Source organism: Georgenia thermotolerans (genome assembly GCF_009193185.1).
Taxonomy (GTDB): Bacteria; Actinomycetota; Actinomycetes; order Actinomycetales; family Actinomycetaceae; genus Georgenia; species Georgenia thermotolerans.
The window spans coordinates 56,416-75,668 of sequence record NZ_VUKF01000001.1 but is presented as its reverse complement, the minus strand read 5'-3'; the positions used below and the strand labels follow the sequence as shown (position 1 = coordinate 75,668).

Genomic DNA, 19,253 nt, shown 5'->3' with positions numbered 1-19,253 from the left:
TCCTTTCGAAGAAGCGGGATGGAACGACGAGCGGAGCGGGCCGAGCGGGACGCGGGATGGGGCTACGGGTGAAGCAGGGCGATCGGGACCCGCGCCTCCACGATGCCGCGGCGCTGCCAGGTGTAGGTGATGACGAAGGTGTCCCCGTCCACCAGGGCGGCCGGGTAGGAGTACTCCCCGACGCCGGTGGTGGCGACCCCGGCGTCGGCGGGGGAGAAGGCCCCGGGCGGGGGCAGGGCGGGCGCACGGCCGGGGTGGTCGTCGAACGGCGTGACGCCGTCCTCCACGGTGACCGCCGCACGCCACGTGAGGCCGTCGTCGGCGGAGACGGAGACCACGAGCGGGCAGCGCGCGCCCCAGCTCTCCGAGACCGGGTTGTGCACGCAGGCCACCCGCCCGTCCGGCAGGGCGGCGACGGTCAGGCCGGAGTTGTTGTTGGCCAGCGCGGTCGCGGTGGCGGGCGACCAGGTCACCCCGCCGTCGTCGGACCAGGAGCGGTAGGCACTGCCCTCGGTGCTGCGCAGGAGCGCGAACACCGCGCCCTCGCGCTGCCACAGCGCCGGCTGGATGACGCCGGCGCCGATCAGCCGAGCCCGGTCGAGCGGGACGGGCGCGGCGGTCCAGGTGCGCCCGCCGTCGGTCGAACGGTCGACGAACGCGTCCCACACGGGGGCGTCGTCCCAGCGCTCGGAAGACGCCGGGGCGAGCCAGGCGCCGTCGTCGAGCAGCAGCGGCGGGTTCTTCACCGGGCCCCGGCCTCCGGCGTCGCCGGGGACCAGCTCGGCGGGCGGGGACCAGGACGAGCCGCCGTCCTCCGAGCGGCAGAACCAGGTTGTCCACCGGGAGATGAGCGGGCCGCGCTTGAAGAACAGCCAGACGGCACCGTCGGGACCGTGGGCGAGGACAGGGTTCCAGTGGGCCTCGTCGGCCTCGGCCAGCGGGAACGGCCCGCGCCAGGACAGCGCACCGGCCGGGCGGTGCGCCAGCCAGATGCGGTTGTCCGGTGTGCCCTCCCGGGTGCCGCCGAACCACGCGGCCACCAGGCCGCCGTCGACCGCCAGCACGGTGGAGGCGTGCGCCTGCCGCCAGCCGGGGTGGTCGACGGCGACCCAGCGCCGCTCGATGCCGGGGGTGATCATCGCGTCAGGGCCGGCTCGTCCTCGGGCGCCGCGACCTCGGCCCGGGCCCGGCGCGCCGCACGGGCGCGACCCAGGAGGGGGAGGACGAGGCTGAGCGCCGCCAGCGCCAGCAGGCCGGCCGAGATCGGCTGGGTGACCAGGATCGCGGGGCCGTCGATGAGCAGGGCGCGCCGCAGGTTGGCCTCCGCCAGCGGGCCGAGCAGCAGGCCGAGCACCACCGGTCCCGGCGGGAAGCCGGTGCGCTTCATGATGACGCCGGCGACGCCGGAGGCCAGCATCACCCACACGGTGTAGAGGTTGTTGGTGGTGGTGTAGGTACCGACGATGCAGAAGATGAGGATGCCGGCCCACAGGTAGTGGTTGGGCAGGTCCAGCAGCTTCACCATCCCGCGCATGCGCACCAGGCTGATGCCGAGGGACAGCACCGTGGCCAGGATCATGATGGCGGCCATGCTGATCATCAGGTCCGGGTTGTTGGTGAACAGCGACGGGCCGGGCTGCAGGCCCCAGATGATCATCGAGCCGATCATCACCGCCATCACGGAGTCGCCGGGGATGCCCAGCGCCATGGTGGTGGTCAGGGAGCCGCCCAGGGTGGCGCTGGAGGCGGTGTCCGCCGCCGCGAGCCCCTCGAGGGAGCCCTTGCCGAACTTCTCCGGGTGCTTGGACATCCGCTTGGCGCGGTCCCAGCCGATGAGGCCGGCGATGTCGCCACCCGCGGCGGGCACCACACCGACCACGGTGCCGATGACGGTGCTGAGCCCGAAGGGCTTGGCCATCTCCTTGTACTCGGCCTTGGTGGGCCACCAGCGGCCCAGGCTGGAGATCGGCTTGATGTGCTGCTGGCGATGGGTCAGCAGCTGGTCGAACAGCTCGGCGATGCCGAACAGGCCGATGATCACTGCGATGAAGGGCAGCCCGGAGTTGAGGTCGTTGACGTCGAAGACGAACCGGGAGTCGCCCGTGATCGGGTCGCGCCCGACGGTGGCGATGGCCAGGCCGGCGATGCCGGCGAGCACGCCCTTGAGCACCGACTTCGACGAGATGGAGATCATCACCGTCAGGCCGAAGACCACCAGGGCGAACATCTCGGCGGGGCCGAACTTCAGAGCGATGCTCGCGACCGGGCGGGCGGCCAGGAGGAACACCACCATCGACAGCAGGATGCCGCCGGTGGTCACCATCGAGGAGCTGACCAGCGCCAGGCCGGCCTTGCCCTGCTTGGCCATGGGGTAGCCGTCGAGGGTGGTGGCGATGGCCGCCGGCGTTCCGGGGGTGTTGACGAGGATGGAGGGGATCCGGTCGCCGTAGTTCGCGCCGACGTAGATGGTCAGCAGGACGGCGAGGCCCTGGACCGGCTCGAGCGTGAGCGTGAAGCCGGACGCCAGCGCTACCGCCATCGACCCGGTCACCCCGGGGAAGGCGCCGACGAGGGTTCCGATGAGCAGGCCGGCGACCAGGCAGATCGCGACCGTGGGGTCCATGAGGGCGTTGAGGCCCTCGGCAACGGCGTTCACAGCGGCACCTTCAGGAGGGTGTGGAAGAGCAGGTTGATGCCGGCGGTGGTGATCAGGGGGAAGAGCAGCAGCGTCTTCCACCCGCGCCCGCCGAAGAGGTAGGTGGCGGCGATGAGGAACACCGGCGTCGCCACAAGGAAGCCCACGAGCGGCCATAGCACGACGAACGCGGCCGACAGGGCGACGGCCGACACGAGGCGCACCCAGCCCTGGCGGGTGGCGGCCTCGAGGTCCTCCCGGGAGAACGGCGGGCGCACGACGGCGACCACGAGGAGGGCCACGCCGAGGGCCAGGCCCAGGGTGCCGAGCAGCTCGGGCCACCAGCGCGGGTCGATGCCGCCGGTCTCGGTGCGCACCTCGATGGCGCGCGCGAGCAGGTAGAGCGCGCCCGAGCCGACGACGGCAAGGGCCGCGCAGACGATCTCGAGACGGCGCGAGGGCGCGGCGAGCACGGCGTGGTCGGCCTCGGCGGGCTCGACGGCGTCGACCACGCCTGACGTCGTGTCCGACCCGGTGGCGTGCCGGCCGGACGGGGCGGCCCCGTCCGGCACGTGGCCGGACGGGGCGCCCTGCTGCCGCGGGTGTGCGGACGAGGTCATCACTGAGCTCCGAGGATCTCTCCGAAGCGCTCGTACTCGGAGTTCACGAAGTCGGTGAACTCGGCCGAGTCGCGGTAGACGGGCAGGTTGCCGGCCTTGGTGATGGTGCCGGTGAAGCTGTCGGAGCCGGCGGCCTCCTCGATGGCGGACTCAAGGGTCTCGCGCACGTCGTCCGGCAGACCGGCGGGCGCGTAGATGCCGCCCCAGCCACCGAACTCGAGGTCGTAGCCGGCCTCGGCGGCGGTGGGCACGTCGGGCATGTCGGGGTGACGCTCGTTGTGGAAGATCGCGAGCGGGCGCACCTGGCCCTCCTTGAACGCGGCCAGGGTCTCGCCCGCGCCGCCGACGGCGGCGTCGACCTGACCACCGATGGCTGCGGCCAGCGCCGGCGCGCCGCCGTCGAAGGGCACCGGGGTGAGCTTGGCGCCGGTCTCTGCCGCCAGGCCCAGGGCGGCGGCCTCCCAGATGGAGCCCGCACCGGAGTTGGAGACGGACAGCGCCTCGGTCTTGGCGCCCTCGATGAACTCCTCGAGCGTCTGGTACGGGCTGTCCGCCGGCACCGACAGGACGCCGGGGGCGAGCATGATCTGGCCGAGGAAGTCGAAGTCGGCCGGGTCGACGTCGAAGTTCTGGTGGCCCAGCATCGCGATCTCCACCGGCACGAAGCCGATGGTGTAGCCGTCGGTGTCCTGGTCGGCGACGTACTGCATGGCGGTCGAGCCCGAGGCGCCCGGGCGGTTCTCGACGATGATGGAGGTGTCGAGGATCGGCTCCAGCTCGGCGACGAGGGCGCGCGAGCTGAGGTCCGAGCCGCCGCCGGCGGCGGCCTGGACGATGAAGTTGATGTCCTTCTCGGGGTAGGAGGACGCCGCGGCGTCCCCGCTGGCGTCGTCGCCGGACGCGCTGCCGGAGCAGGCGGCGAGCACCAGGGCGAGGGAGGAGACGGCGCCCAGGCAGGCCAGGCGGGTCGTGCGCTTCATGTGAACAACTCCTTTGTCGGGGTACTGCAGGGGTTGGAGGGGTACTGCGGGGGAAAGAGGTCAGGCGCTCGGATCGGCGATGAACCGCGCGTAGGCGGTGAGCATGCGTTCTCGCGAGCCGTCGATGTGCTCGCGCAGCAGGCTCAGGGCGCCGGGCTGGTCGCCGGCGCGCACGCGGGCCAGTAGGTCGAGGTGGTCCCGGTGGATGGGTGCGAGGTCGCGGTCCTCGGCGTTGGTCACCGAGAGCATGTCCGCGAAGGTGGGGCGGTACTGCTGCCACACCTTCTCCAGCCGGCGGTGGCCCGCGAGGGCGTAGAAGGCGGAGTGGAACTCCAGGTCCGCCTCGGCGAAGGCGGCCGCGTCACCCTCACGGGCCGCCTCGCCCATCGTGAGGACGATCGCGTCGAGCTCGAGGAGGTCGCCGCCCCGCCGCATGCACTGCCGCACGGCCTCCGCCTCGAGCAGATGGCGCAGCACGTAGAGCTCCTCGATGTCGTCGACGGTGAGGCCGATGACGAACACGCCGCGCCGGCGCGACTCGACCAGGCCCTCGGCCTCGAGCTGGCGCAGTGCGTCGCGCACCGGCCCGCGGCTGACGTCGAAGGTCTCGGACAGCTGGGACTCGACCAGGTGGGTGCCCGCAGCCAGCTGGCCGGTGATGATCAGCCGGCGCAGGTGGTCGACCACGTGCCGCCCCAGCGCGGGCGCGGGGCGCACGGTGGTCACCGCGTTGCGCCAGGACCCGTTGAGACTCACGGCGACCTCCTCGTCGTCTGTAATCGATTTCCGGTTAACCGTTGACCGGGAACATAGGGGTGGACGGCGGTAAGGCGCAAGTCCCGTCCGGAGTTCGGCGCGCCGCGGTGCCCGGACGAGTCCCTGCAGCCCGGGGAACTGCTCTGACCTGCGCCGTTGCCCTACAGTGAGGCGGTTCCCAAGGAGGGGTGATGGCCAGGATCGTGGACGTGGCCGCCCGGGCGGGCGTGTCGACGGCGACCGTCTCGCGCGTGCTCAACGGCAAGACGGTCCGCGCGGACCTCGCCGAGGCCGTGCGCCGCGCCGCCGACGAGCTCGGCTATTCCCCGGACCGCACGGCCCGGTCCCTGCGGCGCCGGCACAGCGACGTCATCGCGCTCGTGGTCGCCGACATCGAGAACCCGTTCTTCACCTCGCTGGCCCGCGGGGTGGAGGACGTCGCCCGCGAGGCCGGGTACTCCGTGGTGCTGTGCAACAGCGACGACGACCCGGCCAAGGAGGCGCGTTACCTCGACATCGCCGAGCGGGAGAACATGGCCGGGGTCATCATCGCCCCGGCCGACGGCGAGCCGCCCGTCTCCCGGCTGCTCGCGCGGGACCGGGCCGTCGTCGTCGTGGACCGGCCGGTGGCCGGGGCGGTGGACCAGGTGGTGTTCGACAACGTCACGCTGGCGCGCCGGGCGACCGCCGCCCTCGTTGAGCGCGGTCACCGGCGCATCGCGTGCCTGGCGGGCCCGGCCGCCACCAGCACCGCCAACGACCGGGCCGAGGGCTGGCGTGGGGCGCTGGCCGAGGCCGGCCTCGACGCCCCCAACGAGCTCCTCGTGCGCACCACCTTCCGGGTCGAGGGCGGGCGGCACGCGATGGGCGAGCTGCTCGCGCTCGGGGCGCCGCCGGACGCCGTGCTCGCCACCAACAACCTCGTCGGCGTCGGCGCGCTGCAGGCGCTCGCCGAGCGCGGGCGCACCGACGTGCAGGTCGCCGTCATCGGCGACCTGCCGTTCCTCGCCGCCGCGCCGGACAGCCTCGTCGTCGTGCCCCTCGGGGCGCGTCAGATGGGCATGACGGCGGCGCGCATGCTCGTCGAGCGCATCGCGGGCGACGACGAGCCCGCGCGCCTCGTCGTCCAGCGCATCGACGGCGTCCCCGGGCCGGAGGCGGGCGAGGTGGGCTTGCGCCAGTAATCGATTTCTGACACGCTCCCGGCCATGCGACGGCGCGGTTTTCTGGGAGTGGACATCGGCACCTCGAGCAGCAAGGGCGTGCTCGTGGCCGAGGACGGCGACATCCTCCGGACGGCGGTGCGCGAGCACGCCGTGAGCCGGCCCGCCCCTGGCCACGTCGAGATGGACGGCGAGCTGTGGTGGGCCGAGTTCGTCGAGCTGGCGAGCGAGCTCACCGCCCCCGGCGACGTCGACGTCGCGGCGGTCGGTGTCTCCGGGATGGGCCCGTGCGTGCTCCTGACCGACGAGGCCGGCACCCCGCTGCGGCCCGCCATCCTCTACGGCGTCGACACCCGCGCCCAGGCCCAGATCGCGGCGCTCGACGCCGAGCTCGGCGCCGCGGCCATCCTCGAGCGCGGAGGCTCGCTGCTGTCCAGCCAGGCCGTCGGCCCCAAGCTGCGCTGGGTCGCGGAGGAGGAGCCCGAGGTCTTCGCCCGCGCCCGCCGGCTGTTCATGCCCGCCTCGTGGCTGGCCTACCGGCTCACCGGCGAGTACGTCCTCGACTTCCACTCCGCCAGCCAGTGCACCCCGCTGTTCGACACCGAGGCGCTGGCCTGGCACGCCCCGTGGGCGGAGCACATCGCCCCGGACCTGGAGCTGCCGCCGCTGCGCTGGGCGGGGGAGCAGGCCGGCGTGACCGCGCGCGCGGTCGCCGGCATCCCCGCCGGGGTGCCGGTCATCACCGGCACGATCGACGCCTGGTCCGAGGCGATCAGCGTGGACGCGCAGAACCCCGGCGACCTCATGCTCATGTACGGCACCACGATGTTCCTGGTGGCCACCGTCCCCGTGCGGGTCACCAGCGAGCTGATGTGGGGCACGGTCGGGGCGTTCGAGGGCACCCGCAACCTCGCCGGCGGCATGGCGACCTCCGGCGCCGTCACCGCCTGGCTGCGCGACCTCACCGGCGGCGTCGACTACCCCACGCTGCTCGCCGAGGCCGCGGCGTCCGGGCCCGGCGCCCGGGGCCTGCTGGCGCTGCCGTACTTCGCGGGGGAGCGCACCCCGATCTTCGACCCCGACGCCCGCGGCGTCATCGCCGGCCTGACACTGACCCACACGCGCGGTGACCTCTACCGCGCCGTGCTCGAGGCGACCGCCTTCGGCGTCCGGCACAACGTCGACGCCCTGCGCGCGGCCGGCGCCCGGATCGACCGGGTCGTCGCCGTCGGCGGGGGCACCCAGGGCGACCTGTGGACGCAGGTGGTCTCCGACGTCACCGGCCTGGAGCAGGTGATCCCCACCCGCACCATCGGCGCCAGCTACGGGGCCGCGTTCCTCGCCGCCCGCCTGCTCACCGACGCCTCGATGGCGCAGTGGAACCCGCCGGCCGCCACCCGCACCCCGGACCCGGCCACCACCGCGGTCTACGACCGCCTCTACGACCTCTACCTCGACCTCTACCCGGCCACCCGTGACGTCGTGCACGCCCTGGCCCGGACCCAGTGAAGGAGCCCCACCGATGACGTACACCCTCCCGGCCCCGCTCGCCCGGCCGATCGCGGCCCCGCGCACCGCCTACCTCATCGCCAGCGGCGACCTGCGCGAGTCGGCCAACACGGCGAGCTGGCCGATGCAGGCCCAGCTCGAGCGCATCGTCACCGACGCCGTCACCGCCCACGGGTGGGATGTCGTCCGCGGCTTCGACGTCGACCCGGACACCGGGCACGGCTTCATCACCAGCCAGCGGATGGGCCTGGAGGTCTTCAAGAACCTGCCCACCGACGCCCCGCTGATCGTCGCCATCGCCAACTGGCAGTACAGCCACCACGTCCTGGCCGGCCTGCGCAGCCACCGCGGCCCGATCCTCACCGTGGCGAACTTCGAGCCCGCCTGGCCGGGCCTCGTGGGCCTGCTCGGCCTCAACGCCGGCCTGACGAAGATGGGCACCTCCTACTCGACGATCTGGACCGTCGACGGCACCGACGCCTGGTTCCAGGACGGCATCCGCTCCTGGCTGCAGGAGGGGGCGATCCGCCACGACGCCTCGCACGTGCGCGCCCTGCCGCCCCTGCCCGCGAGCCCCGAGCGCGAGCTCGGCGAGGCCCTGGCCGCGCAGCTGCTGGAGGAGAAGGCGATCATCGGCGTCTTCGACGAGGGTTGCATGGGCATGTACAACGCCATCATCGACGACGAGCTGCTCAACCCCATCGGCATCTACAAGGAGCGCCTCTCCCAGTCGGCGCTGTGGGCGGAGATGCAGAAGGTCAGCGACGCCGAGGCCGACGCCGTCGGGGCGTGGCTGCGCGAGGCCGGCATGCGGTTCAAGCTCGGCACCGACGAGGCCACCGAGCTGACCGAGAACCAGCTGCGCTGGCAGTACAAGATGTACATCGCCGCCCTGCGGATCAGCGACGACTTCGGCCTGGACGCCGTGGGCATCCAGTACCAGCAGGGCATGAAGGACCTCGCGCCCGCCTCCGACCTCGTCGAGGGCCTGCTCAACAACGTCGCCCGCCCGCCGGTGACCAGCCGCGACGGCTCCCGCGTGCTGTGGGAGGGCCAGGCGCTGCCGCACTTCAACGAGGTCGACGAGGGCGTGGCGGTCGACGCGCTGGTCACCAACCGGGTGTGGACCGCCATGGGCCTGGACCCGGCCAACACCCTGCATGACGTGCGCTGGGGCGAGGAGTACGACGGGCAGTTCGTCTGGGTCTACGAGATCTCCGGGTCCGTCCCGCCCTCGCACTTCGAGAACGGCTACGCCGACGCCGAGGCCTGGCGCCAGGGCCCGGTGTTCTTCCCCGCCGGCGGCGCCACCATCAACGGCGTGTCCAAGCCCGGCGAGATCGTCTGGTCCCGGGTGTACATCGCCGACGGCGGGTTGCACGTCGACCTCGGCCGCGCCAGCGTCGTCGAGCTCCCGGCGGCGGAGACCGAGCGGCGCAAGCAGGCCACCAACCCCGAGTGGCCGGTGGCCAACGTCGTCCTGCACGGGGTGGGCCGGGACCAGTTCATGGCCCGGCACAAGGCCAACCACGTCCAGGTCGCCTACGGCGACGACGCGGCCAGCGCCGACAAGGCCCTCGTGGCCAAGGCGGCGATGTTCGACCGCCTGGGCGTGACCGTCCACCTGTGCGGCGACGTCAGCCTGTGAGCCTCAAGGACGCCTGGGCCGGCGGCCGGGTCACCCACGGCGTGTGGAGCGCCCTGGACGACCCGGTCGCCGCCGAGATCGTCGGCCGCGCCGGGTACGACCTCGTCTGCGTCGACCTCCAGCACGGCTTCGCCCACCTCGGCTCCGTCGGCCGGATCCTGCACGCCCTGCACGGCACCCCTTCGGCCGGCGTCGTCCGGGTGGCGTGGAACGCCCCGGAGCAGATCATGCGCGTGCTCGACCTGGGCGCCGAGGGCGTCGTGGTGCCCATGGTCGACGACGCCGCCCAGGCCCGCCGGGCCGCCGACGCCTGCCGGTACGCCCCGGCCGGCACCCGCAGCTGGGGGCCGCTGTGGGGCGACGTCCGCCGCGGCTTCCCCGAGGCGGACGAGGGCGACCGGATCGCCACCTGCATCGTCATGATCGAGACCGCCGCGGGGCTCGAGAACATCGAGCGGATCGTGCGCGTGCCCGGTGTCCACGCCGTCTACGTGGGCCCCAACGACCTGGCGCTGAGCCTGGGGCTGGGCCGGGTGCCGCTCGAGGACTCGTCCGAGCTGCAGGAGGCGGTCGAGCACGTCATGACGACGGCGCACGCCGCCGACATCGCCGCGGGCGTCGACTGCGCGGAGCCGGCGACGGCGCGGCACTGGGTGGCGCGCGGCATGGACCTGGTCATCTCGGCGCGGGACTCGGTGCTGCTGCGCCGGGCGGTGGACGAGGCGTACCTGAACGTCGCGGCGCCCGCGGGGGCCGGCCGGTACCGCTGAGTACGGCCTCCGGGGCCCGGCATCGGCCCGCCGCGGCTACCGGGACGCCCCTCTCAGGGGCTCCCCGTGCCATGATCGACGCGGAGCGCCAGCGACGGCGCGCCGGGGTGTGCAGCAGCCGATCGACCGCGCCGCCCAGGTGAACGGTGGCGCACCGGGAATCGGAGTGGAGCGACTCAATGCCGAGCGAGACGACCAGCGCGCGGGCCTACCCGATCTCGTGCGCGCCTCGTGGCGAGGTGCGCGCCCGGGTCCGCCGGCTCGTCGTCACGGCGGTTATCGCCGGGTTCGCCTACTCGGGACTTTCGACAGCAAGCTACGGCTCCTGTCTCGGTGGGACGAGTGCCGACGGTGGATTCGCCGACCGGTTCGGCAACCCGACCGATGTCGTGCCGACGTGCATCGACATGGCGCTTCGCCCGAGTGGGGCGCTCTACCTGCTGCTCGCACTGATCGTCCTCGGCGCGGTCGTCAGGGCGCTTCAGTACGCTCATGATGAGGCGGCTGCGCTGCGCGCCCTCGATTTGGCCGGCGCGATCGTGATCGTCGTCGCGCTAGGGGCCGCCGCCGTGGCGCAAGCCTCCTTCTTCTCGATCTCCTTCGACAGCTGGGACGGTACGAGCACGCCTCCCATCCCGAGGTGGATCAGTGTCGACGTGGTCGTCTCGCCCATGGCGGTGTAGTCCGGCAAGCAGGAGGGCGACCCATGTGCGGGAGCGGACGCGGGCGTAGCGGTACCCGGCCGAGAGGAGGGCGCGTGGGAGATTCGGCGGTCGTCGTCGGCGCGGGCATCGCCGGACTGGCCTCGGCCATCGCCCTTGCGCGCACGGGGTGGCGCGTCACGGTGCTGGAGCGGTCCGCAGATCTCGGCGAGGTCGGGGCGGGGCTCGCCATGTCGCGGAACGCCGTGGCCGCGTTCCGCGGGCTCGGCTTCGACGACGACGACGTCGCCGCGCTCGGCTACCCGACCTGGGCGGGCGGCACCTACGACCTCCACGGCCGGCCGATCCTCGCGCTGCCCGACACCCCGGCCACCCGGGCGACCGTGAGCCTCGTCGGCGTGCACCGGCATCGGCTGCACGCGGCGCTGCATCGACGCGCCCTCGACTCCGGGGTCGCGATCATCACCGGCGTGCCAGTAGCGGCGGTGGACCCGGGGGCCCCGCAGGGGGCGTCGGCCGTCGTCGACGGCCGGGAGGCCGAGCTCGTCGTCGGCGCCGACGGCATACGCAGCGCCATGCGTGCTGCCGTCTTTCCCGACGCCCGGCCCGTCTACAGCGGATTCTCGAGCTGGCGAGCGATCGCCCCCGGCGCGTTCGGCGACACGGCGCTGCGCCAGTACTGGGGGCCGCGCGCCGAGTTCGGCATCCTGCGCGTGTCCGACGACGAGACGTACTGGTACGGCTACGTGGCGATGCCCCAGCACACCGTGCTCGATGACGAGCTCACCGCCGCCAAGGCCGGGTTCGCCAGGTGGACGCCGGCGGTGCGCGAGGTGATGGACGCGACGCCACCCGACGCGGTCCTGCGGCACGAGGTCGACCACCTGCCCGGCGGGGTGCCCCGCTACACGACCGGCCGGGTCGTCCTGGTCGGCGACGCCGCCCACGGCACCCTGCCTACCATGGGGCAGGGCGCCGCGACCGCGCTCGAGGACGGACTGTGCCTGGGGCTGCTGGTAGGCGAGCCCGTCAGAGCCGGCGGTCGACTCGGCCCCGCGCTCGCAGGGTTCGACGCCGCGCGACGCCCGCGATGCCGCGCGCTCGCCCGCGCCTCCGTGGCGTCGGGCCGCATCGGCGCCCACCTCGGCGGCGGATGGCGGCAGACCGGGCGGAACGCCCTCATGCGGCTCACCCCCGCGACCGCCGTCCTCCGCGGGGCGCGGGCCGCGATGGGCTGGACTCCGCCCGAGCCTGCTGCGCCGGTGCGCTGATCGCGCCGTCAGGTTCCGGCGGCGCCGGGGTGTCCCTTCTCCGCCTGCGCCTTGATCCGCCCGAGGCGGCGGTCCCACCCGGCGGCGACGGACTCGATGGCACGGCCGATCCGGCTCAGCTCGGAGCCGACGGCGACGAACCGCACCTCCCGGCCGACGCGCTCGGCGGAGACCAGCCCGGTGTCGCGCAGGACGGCCAGGTGCTTCGCGATCGCCTGGCGCGAGACGGGCATCTCCGCCGCCAGCGCCGAGGCTGACGCCGGCGCCGTCCCCAGTCGCACGAGGATCGCCCACCGGGTCTCGTCGGCCAGCACGGCGCAGACGGCAGGGATCGACGGCGCCTCCTCGGCGGCCGCGGTGGGGCGCGCGTCAGCCTTCACGGGCCGCCACGCCCTCGAGGTGGCGCTTGGCCAGCGCCAGCTCGACGTTCCAGCCCTCGGTGTTCCCGTCGAAGTGCTTCCGCCGCTCGGCGTCGGTGCCGGGAAGCGACGCGAAGCCGCTCTCGACGACACGGAGCACGACCGCGCTCGGCGACGTCTCCTCGACGAAGAACTCCACGAGCGTGGAGGCGGCGTCGGGCGCCGTCGGGTCGGCCACCCAGCGGAATGCGGCGTAGTGCGGTTCATCGAGCGTGACGGTCCTGATGGCGAACGCGCCGTGGACGGGGTCGTGGACGATGTCGAGGTCGCCGTCCCGCTCGATCCGGTGCTCGACGATCTGGTTGTCGTTGATGAACCAGCCCGGTTCGCTGATCAGCGCCCACACCTTCGCCGCGGGTGCGTCGATGTCGATCTGCTTCTCGATCCTGTCCAGCTCGTCCATGGTGCGCTGCCCTTCGAAGGTGGAATGTGTGTGCAACTCCAGAGTTGCACTACGAGGCCGCAGGTGCAACCCTTCCATTGCACTTTGGTGAGCCTGTCGCCGGTGGAGCAGCTCCGATCGGGCCTCGCGGTGGCCATTAGGCTGAGCCGTTCTGGCGAGAGACGGGAGGCGCGCGTGGCGCAGGCGGCGGAGACCCAGGCGACGGTGACCGAGGTGATGGCTGAGCTGGCCGCGCTCGAGGACCCCAAGGTGCGCGCGGTCAACGAGCGGCACGGCGATGACCACGGGGTGAACCTGACCAAGCTGCGGGCGCTCGCCAAGCGGCTGAAGACCCAGCAGGACCTCGCGCAAGACCTCTGGGCGACCGGCGACAGCGCCGCCAGGCTGCTGGCGTTGCTGATCTGCCGCCCCAAGGCCTTCACGCGCGACAAGCTGGACACCATGTTGCGGGAGGCGCGGACGCCGAAGGTGCACGACTGGCTCGTCAACTACGTCGTGAAGAAGAGCCCCCATGCCGAGGAGCTGCGCCTGGGCTGGTCCGCCGACCCCGATCCCGTCGTCGCCAGTGCCGGCTGGGCGCTGACGAGCGAGCGGGTGGCCAAGAAGCCCGAGGGGCTGGACCTGCCGGGCCTGCTCGACGTCATCGAGGCGGAGATGAAGGACGCGCCCGACCGGCTGCAGTGGGCGATGAACACCTGCCTGGCCCAGATCGGGATCGAGCACGCCGAGCACCGTGCCCGTGCGCTCGCCATCGGCGAGCGCCTCGAGGTGCTCAGGGACTACCCGACCCCGCCCAACTGCACGTCGCCCTTCGCGCCGATCTGGATCAACGAGATGGTGCGCCGCAAGAACGAGGGGTGAGCGGTTCCGTCCACCCACGGGTCACCGCGCCAGCTGCTCCGGCCTCCCCAGGAGCTCGCCCAGCGTCTGGAGGAACGCCGCCCCGGGTGCGCCGTCGACGACCTGATGGTCGATCGTGAGGCTGAGGTTGATCACCTTGCGCCAGACGAGTGCGTCGCCGTCGCGGGCGGCCTGGTCGACGACCCGGCCCACGCCGAGGATGGCCACCTCCGGCGGGTTGAGGATCGGCGTGAAGGCGTCGATGCCCTGCCCGCCGAGCGATGTGACCGTGAAGGTGGAGCCGGTGACGTCGTCGGCGCCGAACGCGCCTGCGCGCACCTTGGCCACGAGAGCGGCGGACTCCTCGGCGATCCGGGCCAGCGGCATGGTGTCGGCATGCCGGACGACCGGCACCACCAGGCCGTCCGGCACCGCCGTCGCGATCCCGATGTGGACGTCGGGCAGCAGCCGGATGCGGTCGCCGTCGATGGTGGCGTTCAGCCGGGGGTGCTCGCGTAGCGCGAGCGCGGCGGCCTTGACGACGAAGTCGGTGTAGGTCGGCCGCCGCTCCAGCGACTCCCGGTACTCGACGAGCTCGGTGACGTCGGCGGTAGTGACGAGGGTGAGCTGCGCCGTCGACTGCAGCGACTCGTGCATGCGCCGGGCGATGGTGCCGCGCATGCCCGTCAGGGCGACGCTGCTCTCGGCGCCGGGCGACGCCGGCGGGGGCGGGGCCAGACCGGCGGCTGCCGGCTTAGAAGCGGCGGGCACGGCGGCGGCCCGCTCGACGTCCTCCACGCCGATCCGCCCGCCCGGCCCGCTGCCCGTCACGGCCGCCAGGTCGACGCCGAGCTCCTTGGCGCGCTGTCTGGCTCGTGGGACCACGTTGCGCACCGGCCCGGGGGGCGGGGCCTCCGCCGCCCCGCCCGCCGGGGCGGCCGCAGGCACCAGGCCGCCGGCCGCCGTCGGGACCGGGCCGGGCACCGGGGGTCCCGCGGGCGCAGCGGCCGAGCCACGCACGCCTGCTGCGCCGTCCTCGGCCGATTCGCTGCCCACACCGTCGGCGGCAAGGATCGCGAGCACCTCCTGCACCGGCACCGTCGCCCCCTCGGGCACCACGATCCGCTCCACGATCCCCGCGGCCGGCGCGACGAGGTCCTCGATCGTCTTGGCCGCCTCGATCTCGGCGAGCGGCTCGCCCTCCTCGACGGCGTCGCCCTCCCGCTTGTACCACTCGACGACGGTGCCCTCGAGCATGCCCATGCCCCACATCGGCATCCGGATCTCCATGCCCACGCCGCTCCTCCTTAGGCCATGACGCGCTGGGCGGCCGCCAGGATCCGCTCGGCGCTGGGGTAGAGAGGTCGCTCGAGCGGGGCGCTGAAGGGGATGTGGGTGTGCGGCGTCGTCACCCGGACGATGGGCGCCTGCAGGTCCCAGAAGCCCTCCTGGGCCACGACGGCGGAGATCTCCGACGCCACCGAGCCCATCTCGTGCGCCGGGTCGGCGACGACGAGCCGGCCGGTCTTGGCCACCGATGCCAGGATCGTCTCGCGGTCCAGCGGCACGATCGAGCGCAGGTCGATGACCTCGGCGGAGACGCCGGCGCCGTCGAGCTGCTCGGCGGCCTGCAGGGCCTGAGGCACCGCCCCGGCGACGGCCACGATGGTCAGGTCGGTGCCCTCGCGACGCACGGCGGCCTGGCCCAGGTCCACGAGGTAGTCGTCGTCCGGGATGTCCTCGCGCAGGCCGGCGAGGCCGAAGTCCTCGAAGGAGATCACCGGGTCGTCGTCGCGGATCGCGGCCTTGAGCATGCCCTTGGCGTCGAAGGGCGAGGCCGGGGCGATGATCTTCAGCCCGGGGATGGACATGAAGGTCGAGTACGGGCGGTCGGAGTGCTGGGCCGCGTTGCCCGCGCCGTAGATCATCGGGGCGCGCAGCGTCAGCGGCATCTTCGCCTGGCCGCCGTAGAGGTAGGTGGACTTGGCGATGATCGAGGCGATCTGGTCGAACGCGACGTAGAGGAACGGGGCGATGAGCATGTCGACGACCGGGCGCATGCCCACCATGGCGGCGCCCGCGCCGGCGCCGACGAACCCGGCCTCGGCGATGGGGGTGTTGCGCACCCGGTCGGTGCCGAACACCTCCTTCAGGCCGCCGGTGGCGCCGAGCATGTTCCACCCGACGTCCTCGCCCATGATGAAGACCCTCTCGTCGCGGGCCATCTCCTCGTGCAGGGCCTCGTTGAGCGCCTGCAGGTAGGTCACGGTGTGCATGGTGTCCTGCTTCCTGCGCCGCTCAGCGCGCGATCGGGACGGGATTGGTGAACACGTTGGTGTAGGCGGCGTCGACCGGGGGAGTGGCGCTCGAGCGACCGAACTCCACGGCGGCGGCGATCTCTCCGGCCACCTCCTCGTCGATCTCCTTGAGGTCGATCGGGTCCCAGCCGCGCTCGGTGAGGGCGGCGCGGTAGAGCTCGAGCGGATCGCGGTTGACCTTCCAGTCCTCGACCTCCTCGGCCGGGCGGTAGTTCTCGATCGGCAGCCCGATCGCGTGGTTCTCGAACCGGTAGGTCTTCGTCTCCACCAGGGAGGGGCCCTGCCCGACGCGGGCGCGGCGGACGGCGGCGTCGACCGCCTCGTAGACGGCGAGGACGTCCTGGCCGTCCACGGTCACGCCGGGCATGTTGTACCCAGCGGCGCGGTCGGCGATGTGCTCGATGGCCACCGCGTCCCGGGTGGCGGTCATCTCGCCGTAGCCGTTGTTCTCGCAGACGTAGACCACCGGCAGCGTCCAGAGCGCCGCGAGGTTGAGGGACTCGTGGAACGTGCCCTCGGAGGAGGCGCCGTCGCCGAAGAAGCACAGGGTGACGCGGTCGCTGCCCTGCATCTTCGAGCCCAGGGCCGCGCCCGTGGCCACCGGCAGCCCCGAGCCGACGATCGAGGTCTCGCCGAGGGATCCGACACCGAAGTCGGACAGGTGCATCGACCCGCCCTTGCCGTGGTTGATGCCCGTCTCCTTGCCCATGAGCTCGGCGAGCAGCCGGTCGACCTTGGCGCCCTTGCCGATCGGATGCCCGTGGGAGCGGTGCGTGCCGACCATGTAGTCGTCCGACCGCAGCGCCATGCAGGAGCCGACGATGGAGGCCTCCTGCCCGGTGGAGGTGTGGAACGCGCCGTAGAGCTCGCCCCGGAGCAGGAGCTCCTTGGTGGTGTTCTCGAACTGCCGGATCCGCGTCATCCGGCGGTACATCTCGCGAAGCTGGTCGTCGTCGACGGTCATCACGTCTAACCCCTCACCTGGTGGTGCGGAGCGCGGGAGAAGCGTTCGCGCGTCCTCCGCCGCTCCGTTGCGGTCGGATGGTTCACGGTCGCCGGGGTCGCCGGCGTCCTTCGCAATGTAGGACGGTCCGGGCTGTGCCGCGGCGAGAACGGGCCGGTCGCATGCCAAGGTGGGGCCATGGGATCCGAGCACTTCGATGCGGTCGCGGCGGACTGGGACCGTGATGAGCAGAAGGTCGTCCGGGCGCGGCAGGTCGCACGCGCCGTGGCAGCAGCGGTTCCCTTGAGGCCCTCCACCCGGCTCCTCGAGTACGGTGCCGGGACCGGCCTGGTGACGCAGGCGCTCGGCGACCAGGTGGGCGCGGCGACCCTGGCGGACAACTCGACCGGGATGCGCGCTGTCATCCAGGACAAGATCGCTGCCGGGGCGCTCCCCGAGAGCGCCCGCGTCTGGGACCTGGATCTGGAGTCCCAGCCCGCGCCGGACGAGCGGTTCGACCTCATCGTCACCTCGCTCGTGCTGCACCACGTCCACGCCCTGGACCGGGTGCTGTCCCGCTTCGCCGAGCTCCTGGAACCGGGCGGACACCTGTGCATCGCCGACCTGGACCGCGAGGACGGCTCCTTCCACGGCCATGACTTCGACGGCCACCACGGCTTCGACCGCGACGAGCTGTCCGCGCAGCTGACGGAGGCCGGCCTGGTCGACGTCTCGGTCCGGGACTGCACCGAGTTCGACCGCGACGGCGTCAGCTACTCGGTGTTCCTGGCGGTGGCCCGCCGGCCGGTATGACGCATTCCGGCAGCGACGTCCGCAGGTGCGAGACATCGTGCGCGCGCCGGGACGGAACGGTCAGCCCCGCCGGCTCGACGGTCTTCCGTCGGCCTCACGGCAGGTGGACGGTGACCTCGATCTCGATGAGCAGCCCCTCGACGGCGAGACCGGTGACGCCGACGATCGTCTGGGCGGGGTGCTGGTCGGAGCCCTGGACATCTTCGACGGCGGCCGTGATCACCTCGTACTCGGTGGGCCGTAGCGTGTAGATGGTGCGCCGCACCACGTCGTGCCAGCCGGCTCCGACCGCTTCGAGCGCCAGCCTGACGTTCTCCATGGCCGCCCGCGTCTGCTCGCCGAGGTCGTCGCCGCCGATGACGCTGAAGTCTGGGGCGAGGGCGGTCTGTCCCGCGATGTAAGCCACGCGGCCGGGCGGGGCGATGCAGATGTGGCTGAAGCCGGGCGCCGGGTGGAGCGCCGGCGGATTGACCAGCTCGCGGGTCGAGGTCGACATGCCGTGTTTCTCCGATCGGTAAGAGTCGCAGCGTGGCGCGAACCTACGATCAGTGTGATCACATGTCAACGCCCCTGCGCGCGGACCAGGCTCTGGTACGGCGTCTCGCCGTACGTCCTCCTGTAGACCTGCGCGAACCTCCCGAGATGGGCAAAACCCGCTTGATGAGCGGCGCTGGCCACGGTGGTGGCGACGTCGCCGCCGTCCCCGGTCAGGCGGCGGCGCGCGTCGGCCAGCCGGATCCCCCGCAGGAGCGCGGTCGGCGTGAGGCCGAAACGCTCCATGGTGACGCTCTGCAGCTGGCGCACCGACAGGCCCACCGCGCCCGCGACGTCCGGCACCGTGACGGTGACCCCGTGGTTGTCCGCCATCCACGCCCTGGCCGTCTCCGCGTGCGACGTCGACACCCGCGCCGACCCGCTCAGCAGCATCCGCGAGTGGTTGTGCGGCACGGCCAGCAGCGCCGCGGAGAGCAGGGTCTGCTCGAGCGACCGGGCGGCAAGGTCGGGAAGGCCGGAGCAGCGGAAGAGCGTCTCGGCCACCGACCGGCAGGCAGATTCCAGGTACGCCGGCGGCAGGGGCGCGCGCTCGGCGGACTCCGACCGGAACTCGAGGTCGCCGTCGGGGGCTGTGCCGGCGAGGGCCGCGAGCTGGTCCCGTACCCGGGCGATGCTCGTCGCCACCACCAGGGCACCGTCCACCGGCTCCGGGGCCATCAGCGTCCGGCGGTCGGGCGCGAGCACGAAGGGGGAGGAGAGCCGGCGCTCCACCGTGTCCCTGCCCACCCCCATCGGTCCCAGCGGGAGGGTGAGGACGAAGCGGTCGCCGGTGGGCCCCGCCTCAACGAGGACGTCCGCCCCGTAGCGGATGAACACGACGTTCGTCTGGGCCACCGGCGACGCTTCCATGGCGCCGTCGAGTTTCCCGCCCCGCAACGTGATCTCGTGGGGAGTCGCCGCCCGCGCCACCGAGTCACGAAGCTCGTGCAACCGGCGCGTGCGCATGCG

At 72.8% G+C, this 19,253-nt stretch carries 20 protein-coding genes; 8 read left to right on the top strand and 12 right to left on the bottom strand.

The genetic code is table 11. The features are described from left to right. Positions 1–62 precede the first annotated feature (62 nt). From GD970_RS00380 to GD970_RS00360, 5 genes are read right to left on the bottom strand one after another with little or no spacing between them, the layout of a single operon-like run. Positions 63–1,139 (bottom strand): sialidase family protein, encoded by a 1,077-nt coding sequence (locus GD970_RS00380; RefSeq protein WP_152199438.1) that lies wholly within the window; start codon positions 1,137–1,139, stop codon positions 63–65. Then, positions 1,136–2,656, bottom strand: coding sequence for a tripartite tricarboxylate transporter permease (locus GD970_RS00375; RefSeq protein ID WP_152199435.1), 1,521 nt, complete (start codon positions 2,654–2,656; stop codon positions 1,136–1,138). The genes GD970_RS00380 and GD970_RS00375 overlap by 4 nt, the downstream gene beginning before the upstream one ends. Next, a complete protein-coding gene (locus tag GD970_RS00370) occupies positions 2,653–3,255 on the bottom strand; it encodes a tripartite tricarboxylate transporter TctB family protein (RefSeq protein WP_152199433.1) in 603 nt (200 codons plus the stop codon). Before GD970_RS00370 ends, GD970_RS00375 begins: the two co-directional genes overlap by 4 nt. Beyond that, positions 3,255–4,235 carry a Bug family tripartite tricarboxylate transporter substrate binding protein gene (locus GD970_RS00365; protein WP_152199430.1) on the bottom strand — a complete coding sequence of 327 codons (981 nt, stop codon included), beginning with the start codon at positions 4,233–4,235 and terminating at the stop codon, positions 3,255–3,257. Before GD970_RS00365 ends, GD970_RS00370 begins: the two co-directional genes overlap by 1 nt. 60 nt (positions 4,236–4,295) lie before the next feature. Continuing rightward, positions 4,296–4,991, bottom strand: a complete 696-nt coding sequence (locus GD970_RS00360) for a GntR family transcriptional regulator (RefSeq protein WP_226925027.1) — start codon at positions 4,989–4,991, stop codon at positions 4,296–4,298. Between the two features lie 191 nt (positions 4,992–5,182). Here GD970_RS00360 and GD970_RS00355 point away from each other — a divergent pair, with 191 nt between their 5' ends. The 6 genes from GD970_RS00355 (at position 5,183) to GD970_RS00330 (ending at position 12,014) form a co-directional block, all read left to right on the top strand. After that, entirely contained in the window at positions 5,183–6,175 is a 993-nt protein-coding gene (locus GD970_RS00355) for a LacI family DNA-binding transcriptional regulator (RefSeq protein WP_152199427.1), read from the top strand. A 24-nt stretch (positions 6,176–6,199) separates the two neighbouring features. After that, complete coding sequence (locus tag GD970_RS00350) at positions 6,200–7,663, top strand: FGGY-family carbohydrate kinase (RefSeq protein ID WP_152199424.1); 1,464 nt, start codon at positions 6,200–6,202, stop codon at positions 7,661–7,663. Positions 7,664–7,676: 13 nt separating this feature from the next. Further along, on the top strand, positions 7,677–9,311 hold the full coding sequence (locus tag GD970_RS00345; RefSeq protein ID WP_152199422.1) for a fucose isomerase: 1,635 nt from the start codon (positions 7,677–7,679) through the stop codon (positions 9,309–9,311). Next, positions 9,308–10,081: an HpcH/HpaI aldolase family protein gene (locus tag GD970_RS00340; RefSeq protein ID WP_170297133.1), complete on the top strand. Its 774-nt coding sequence runs from the start codon at positions 9,308–9,310 to the stop codon at positions 10,079–10,081. The genes GD970_RS00345 and GD970_RS00340 overlap by 4 nt, the downstream gene beginning before the upstream one ends. Before the next feature lie 179 nt (positions 10,082–10,260). Then, on the top strand, positions 10,261–10,764 hold the full coding sequence (locus GD970_RS00335; RefSeq protein ID WP_152199417.1) for a hypothetical protein: 504 nt from the start codon (positions 10,261–10,263) through the stop codon (positions 10,762–10,764). 74 nt (positions 10,765–10,838) lie between these two features. Next, the gene (locus tag GD970_RS00330) at positions 10,839–12,014 is read left to right on the top strand and encodes an FAD-dependent oxidoreductase (protein WP_211489623.1); all 1,176 of its coding nucleotides are present in this window, start codon (positions 10,839–10,841) and stop codon (positions 12,012–12,014) included. A gap of 8 nt (positions 12,015–12,022) precedes the next feature. On the opposite strand, the gene GD970_RS00325 is transcribed toward GD970_RS00330, so the two are convergent. Both GD970_RS00325 and GD970_RS00320 read right to left on the bottom strand, forming a co-directional pair. Next, a complete protein-coding gene (locus GD970_RS00325; protein WP_193314857.1) occupies positions 12,023–12,346 on the bottom strand; it encodes a metalloregulator ArsR/SmtB family transcription factor in 324 nt (107 codons plus the stop codon). A gap of 37 nt (positions 12,347–12,383) precedes the next feature. Further along, a complete protein-coding gene (locus GD970_RS00320; protein WP_152199409.1) occupies positions 12,384–12,836 on the bottom strand; it encodes an SRPBCC family protein in 453 nt (150 codons plus the stop codon). Positions 12,837–13,052: 216 nt separating this feature from the next. Here GD970_RS00320 and GD970_RS00315 point away from each other — a divergent pair, with 216 nt between their 5' ends. Continuing rightward, positions 13,053–13,697: a DNA alkylation repair protein gene (locus tag GD970_RS00315; protein ID WP_152199743.1), complete on the top strand. Its 645-nt coding sequence runs from the start codon at positions 13,053–13,055 to the stop codon at positions 13,695–13,697. A 21-nt stretch (positions 13,698–13,718) separates the two neighbouring features. Here GD970_RS00315 and GD970_RS00310 read toward each other — a convergent pair whose 3' ends face one another. Genes GD970_RS00310 through GD970_RS00300 form a run of 3 tightly spaced genes read right to left on the bottom strand, consistent with a single transcriptional unit; the run spans position 13,719 to position 16,958 of the window. Beyond that, the gene (locus GD970_RS00310) at positions 13,719–14,966 is read right to left on the bottom strand and encodes a dihydrolipoamide acetyltransferase family protein (RefSeq protein WP_226925040.1); all 1,248 of its coding nucleotides are present in this window, start codon (positions 14,964–14,966) and stop codon (positions 13,719–13,721) included. Positions 14,967–14,983: 17 nt separating this feature from the next. Further along, positions 14,984–15,952, bottom strand: a complete 969-nt coding sequence (locus GD970_RS00305; protein ID WP_152199404.1) for an alpha-ketoacid dehydrogenase subunit beta — start codon at positions 15,950–15,952, stop codon at positions 14,984–14,986. 22 nt (positions 15,953–15,974) lie between these two features. Further along, positions 15,975–16,958 (bottom strand): thiamine pyrophosphate-dependent dehydrogenase E1 component subunit alpha, encoded by a 984-nt coding sequence (locus GD970_RS00300; RefSeq protein ID WP_152199740.1) that lies wholly within the window; start codon positions 16,956–16,958, stop codon positions 15,975–15,977. A 177-nt stretch (positions 16,959–17,135) separates the two neighbouring features. Here GD970_RS00300 and GD970_RS00295 point away from each other — a divergent pair, with 177 nt between their 5' ends. Further along, positions 17,136–17,750, top strand: a complete 615-nt coding sequence (locus GD970_RS00295; RefSeq protein WP_152199401.1) for a class I SAM-dependent methyltransferase — start codon at positions 17,136–17,138, stop codon at positions 17,748–17,750. Positions 17,751–17,844: 94 nt separating this feature from the next. On the opposite strand, the gene GD970_RS00290 is transcribed toward GD970_RS00295, so the two are convergent. Further along, positions 17,845–18,246: a RidA family protein gene (locus GD970_RS00290; RefSeq protein ID WP_152199399.1), complete on the bottom strand. Its 402-nt coding sequence runs from the start codon at positions 18,244–18,246 to the stop codon at positions 17,845–17,847. 65 nt (positions 18,247–18,311) lie between these two features. After that, positions 18,312–19,250, bottom strand: coding sequence for a helix-turn-helix transcriptional regulator (locus GD970_RS00285; RefSeq protein WP_170297132.1), 939 nt, complete (start codon positions 19,248–19,250; stop codon positions 18,312–18,314). Positions 19,251–19,253 lie beyond the last annotated feature (3 nt).

Coding starts and splice junctions, on each gene's coding strand:
- GD970_RS00380 (WP_152199438.1), bottom strand. CDS start 1,139: ATGATCACCCCCGGCATCGAGCGGCGCTGGGTCGCCGTCGACCACCCC.
- GD970_RS00370 (WP_152199433.1), bottom strand. CDS start 3,255: ATGACCTCGTCCGCACACCCGCGGCAGCAGGGCGCCCCGTCCGGCCAC.
- GD970_RS00365 (WP_152199430.1), bottom strand. CDS start 4,235: ATGAAGCGCACGACCCGCCTGGCCTGCCTGGGCGCCGTCTCCTCCCTC.
- GD970_RS00355 (WP_152199427.1), top strand. CDS start 5,183: ATGGCCAGGATCGTGGACGTGGCCGCCCGGGCGGGCGTGTCGACGGCG.
- GD970_RS00350 (WP_152199424.1), top strand. CDS start 6,200: ATGCGACGGCGCGGTTTTCTGGGAGTGGACATCGGCACCTCGAGCAGC.
- GD970_RS00345 (WP_152199422.1), top strand. CDS start 7,677: ATGACGTACACCCTCCCGGCCCCGCTCGCCCGGCCGATCGCGGCCCCG.
- GD970_RS00335 (WP_152199417.1), top strand. CDS start 10,261: ATGCCGAGCGAGACGACCAGCGCGCGGGCCTACCCGATCTCGTGCGCG.
- GD970_RS00320 (WP_152199409.1), bottom strand. CDS start 12,836: ATGGACGAGCTGGACAGGATCGAGAAGCAGATCGACATCGACGCACCC.
- GD970_RS00315 (WP_152199743.1), top strand. CDS start 13,053: ATGGCTGAGCTGGCCGCGCTCGAGGACCCCAAGGTGCGCGCGGTCAAC.
- GD970_RS00310 (WP_226925040.1), bottom strand. CDS start 14,966: ATGGAGATCCGGATGCCGATGTGGGGCATGGGCATGCTCGAGGGCACC.
- GD970_RS00305 (WP_152199404.1), bottom strand. CDS start 15,952: ATGCACACCGTGACCTACCTGCAGGCGCTCAACGAGGCCCTGCACGAG.
- GD970_RS00300 (WP_152199740.1), bottom strand. CDS start 16,958: ATGACCGTCGACGACGACCAGCTTCGCGAGATGTACCGCCGGATGACG.
- GD970_RS00295 (WP_152199401.1), top strand. CDS start 17,136: ATGGGATCCGAGCACTTCGATGCGGTCGCGGCGGACTGGGACCGTGAT.
- GD970_RS00290 (WP_152199399.1), bottom strand. CDS start 18,246: ATGTCGACCTCGACCCGCGAGCTGGTCAATCCGCCGGCGCTCCACCCG.
- GD970_RS00285 (WP_170297132.1), bottom strand. CDS start 19,250: ATGCGCACGCGCCGGTTGCACGAGCTTCGTGACTCGGTGGCGCGGGCG.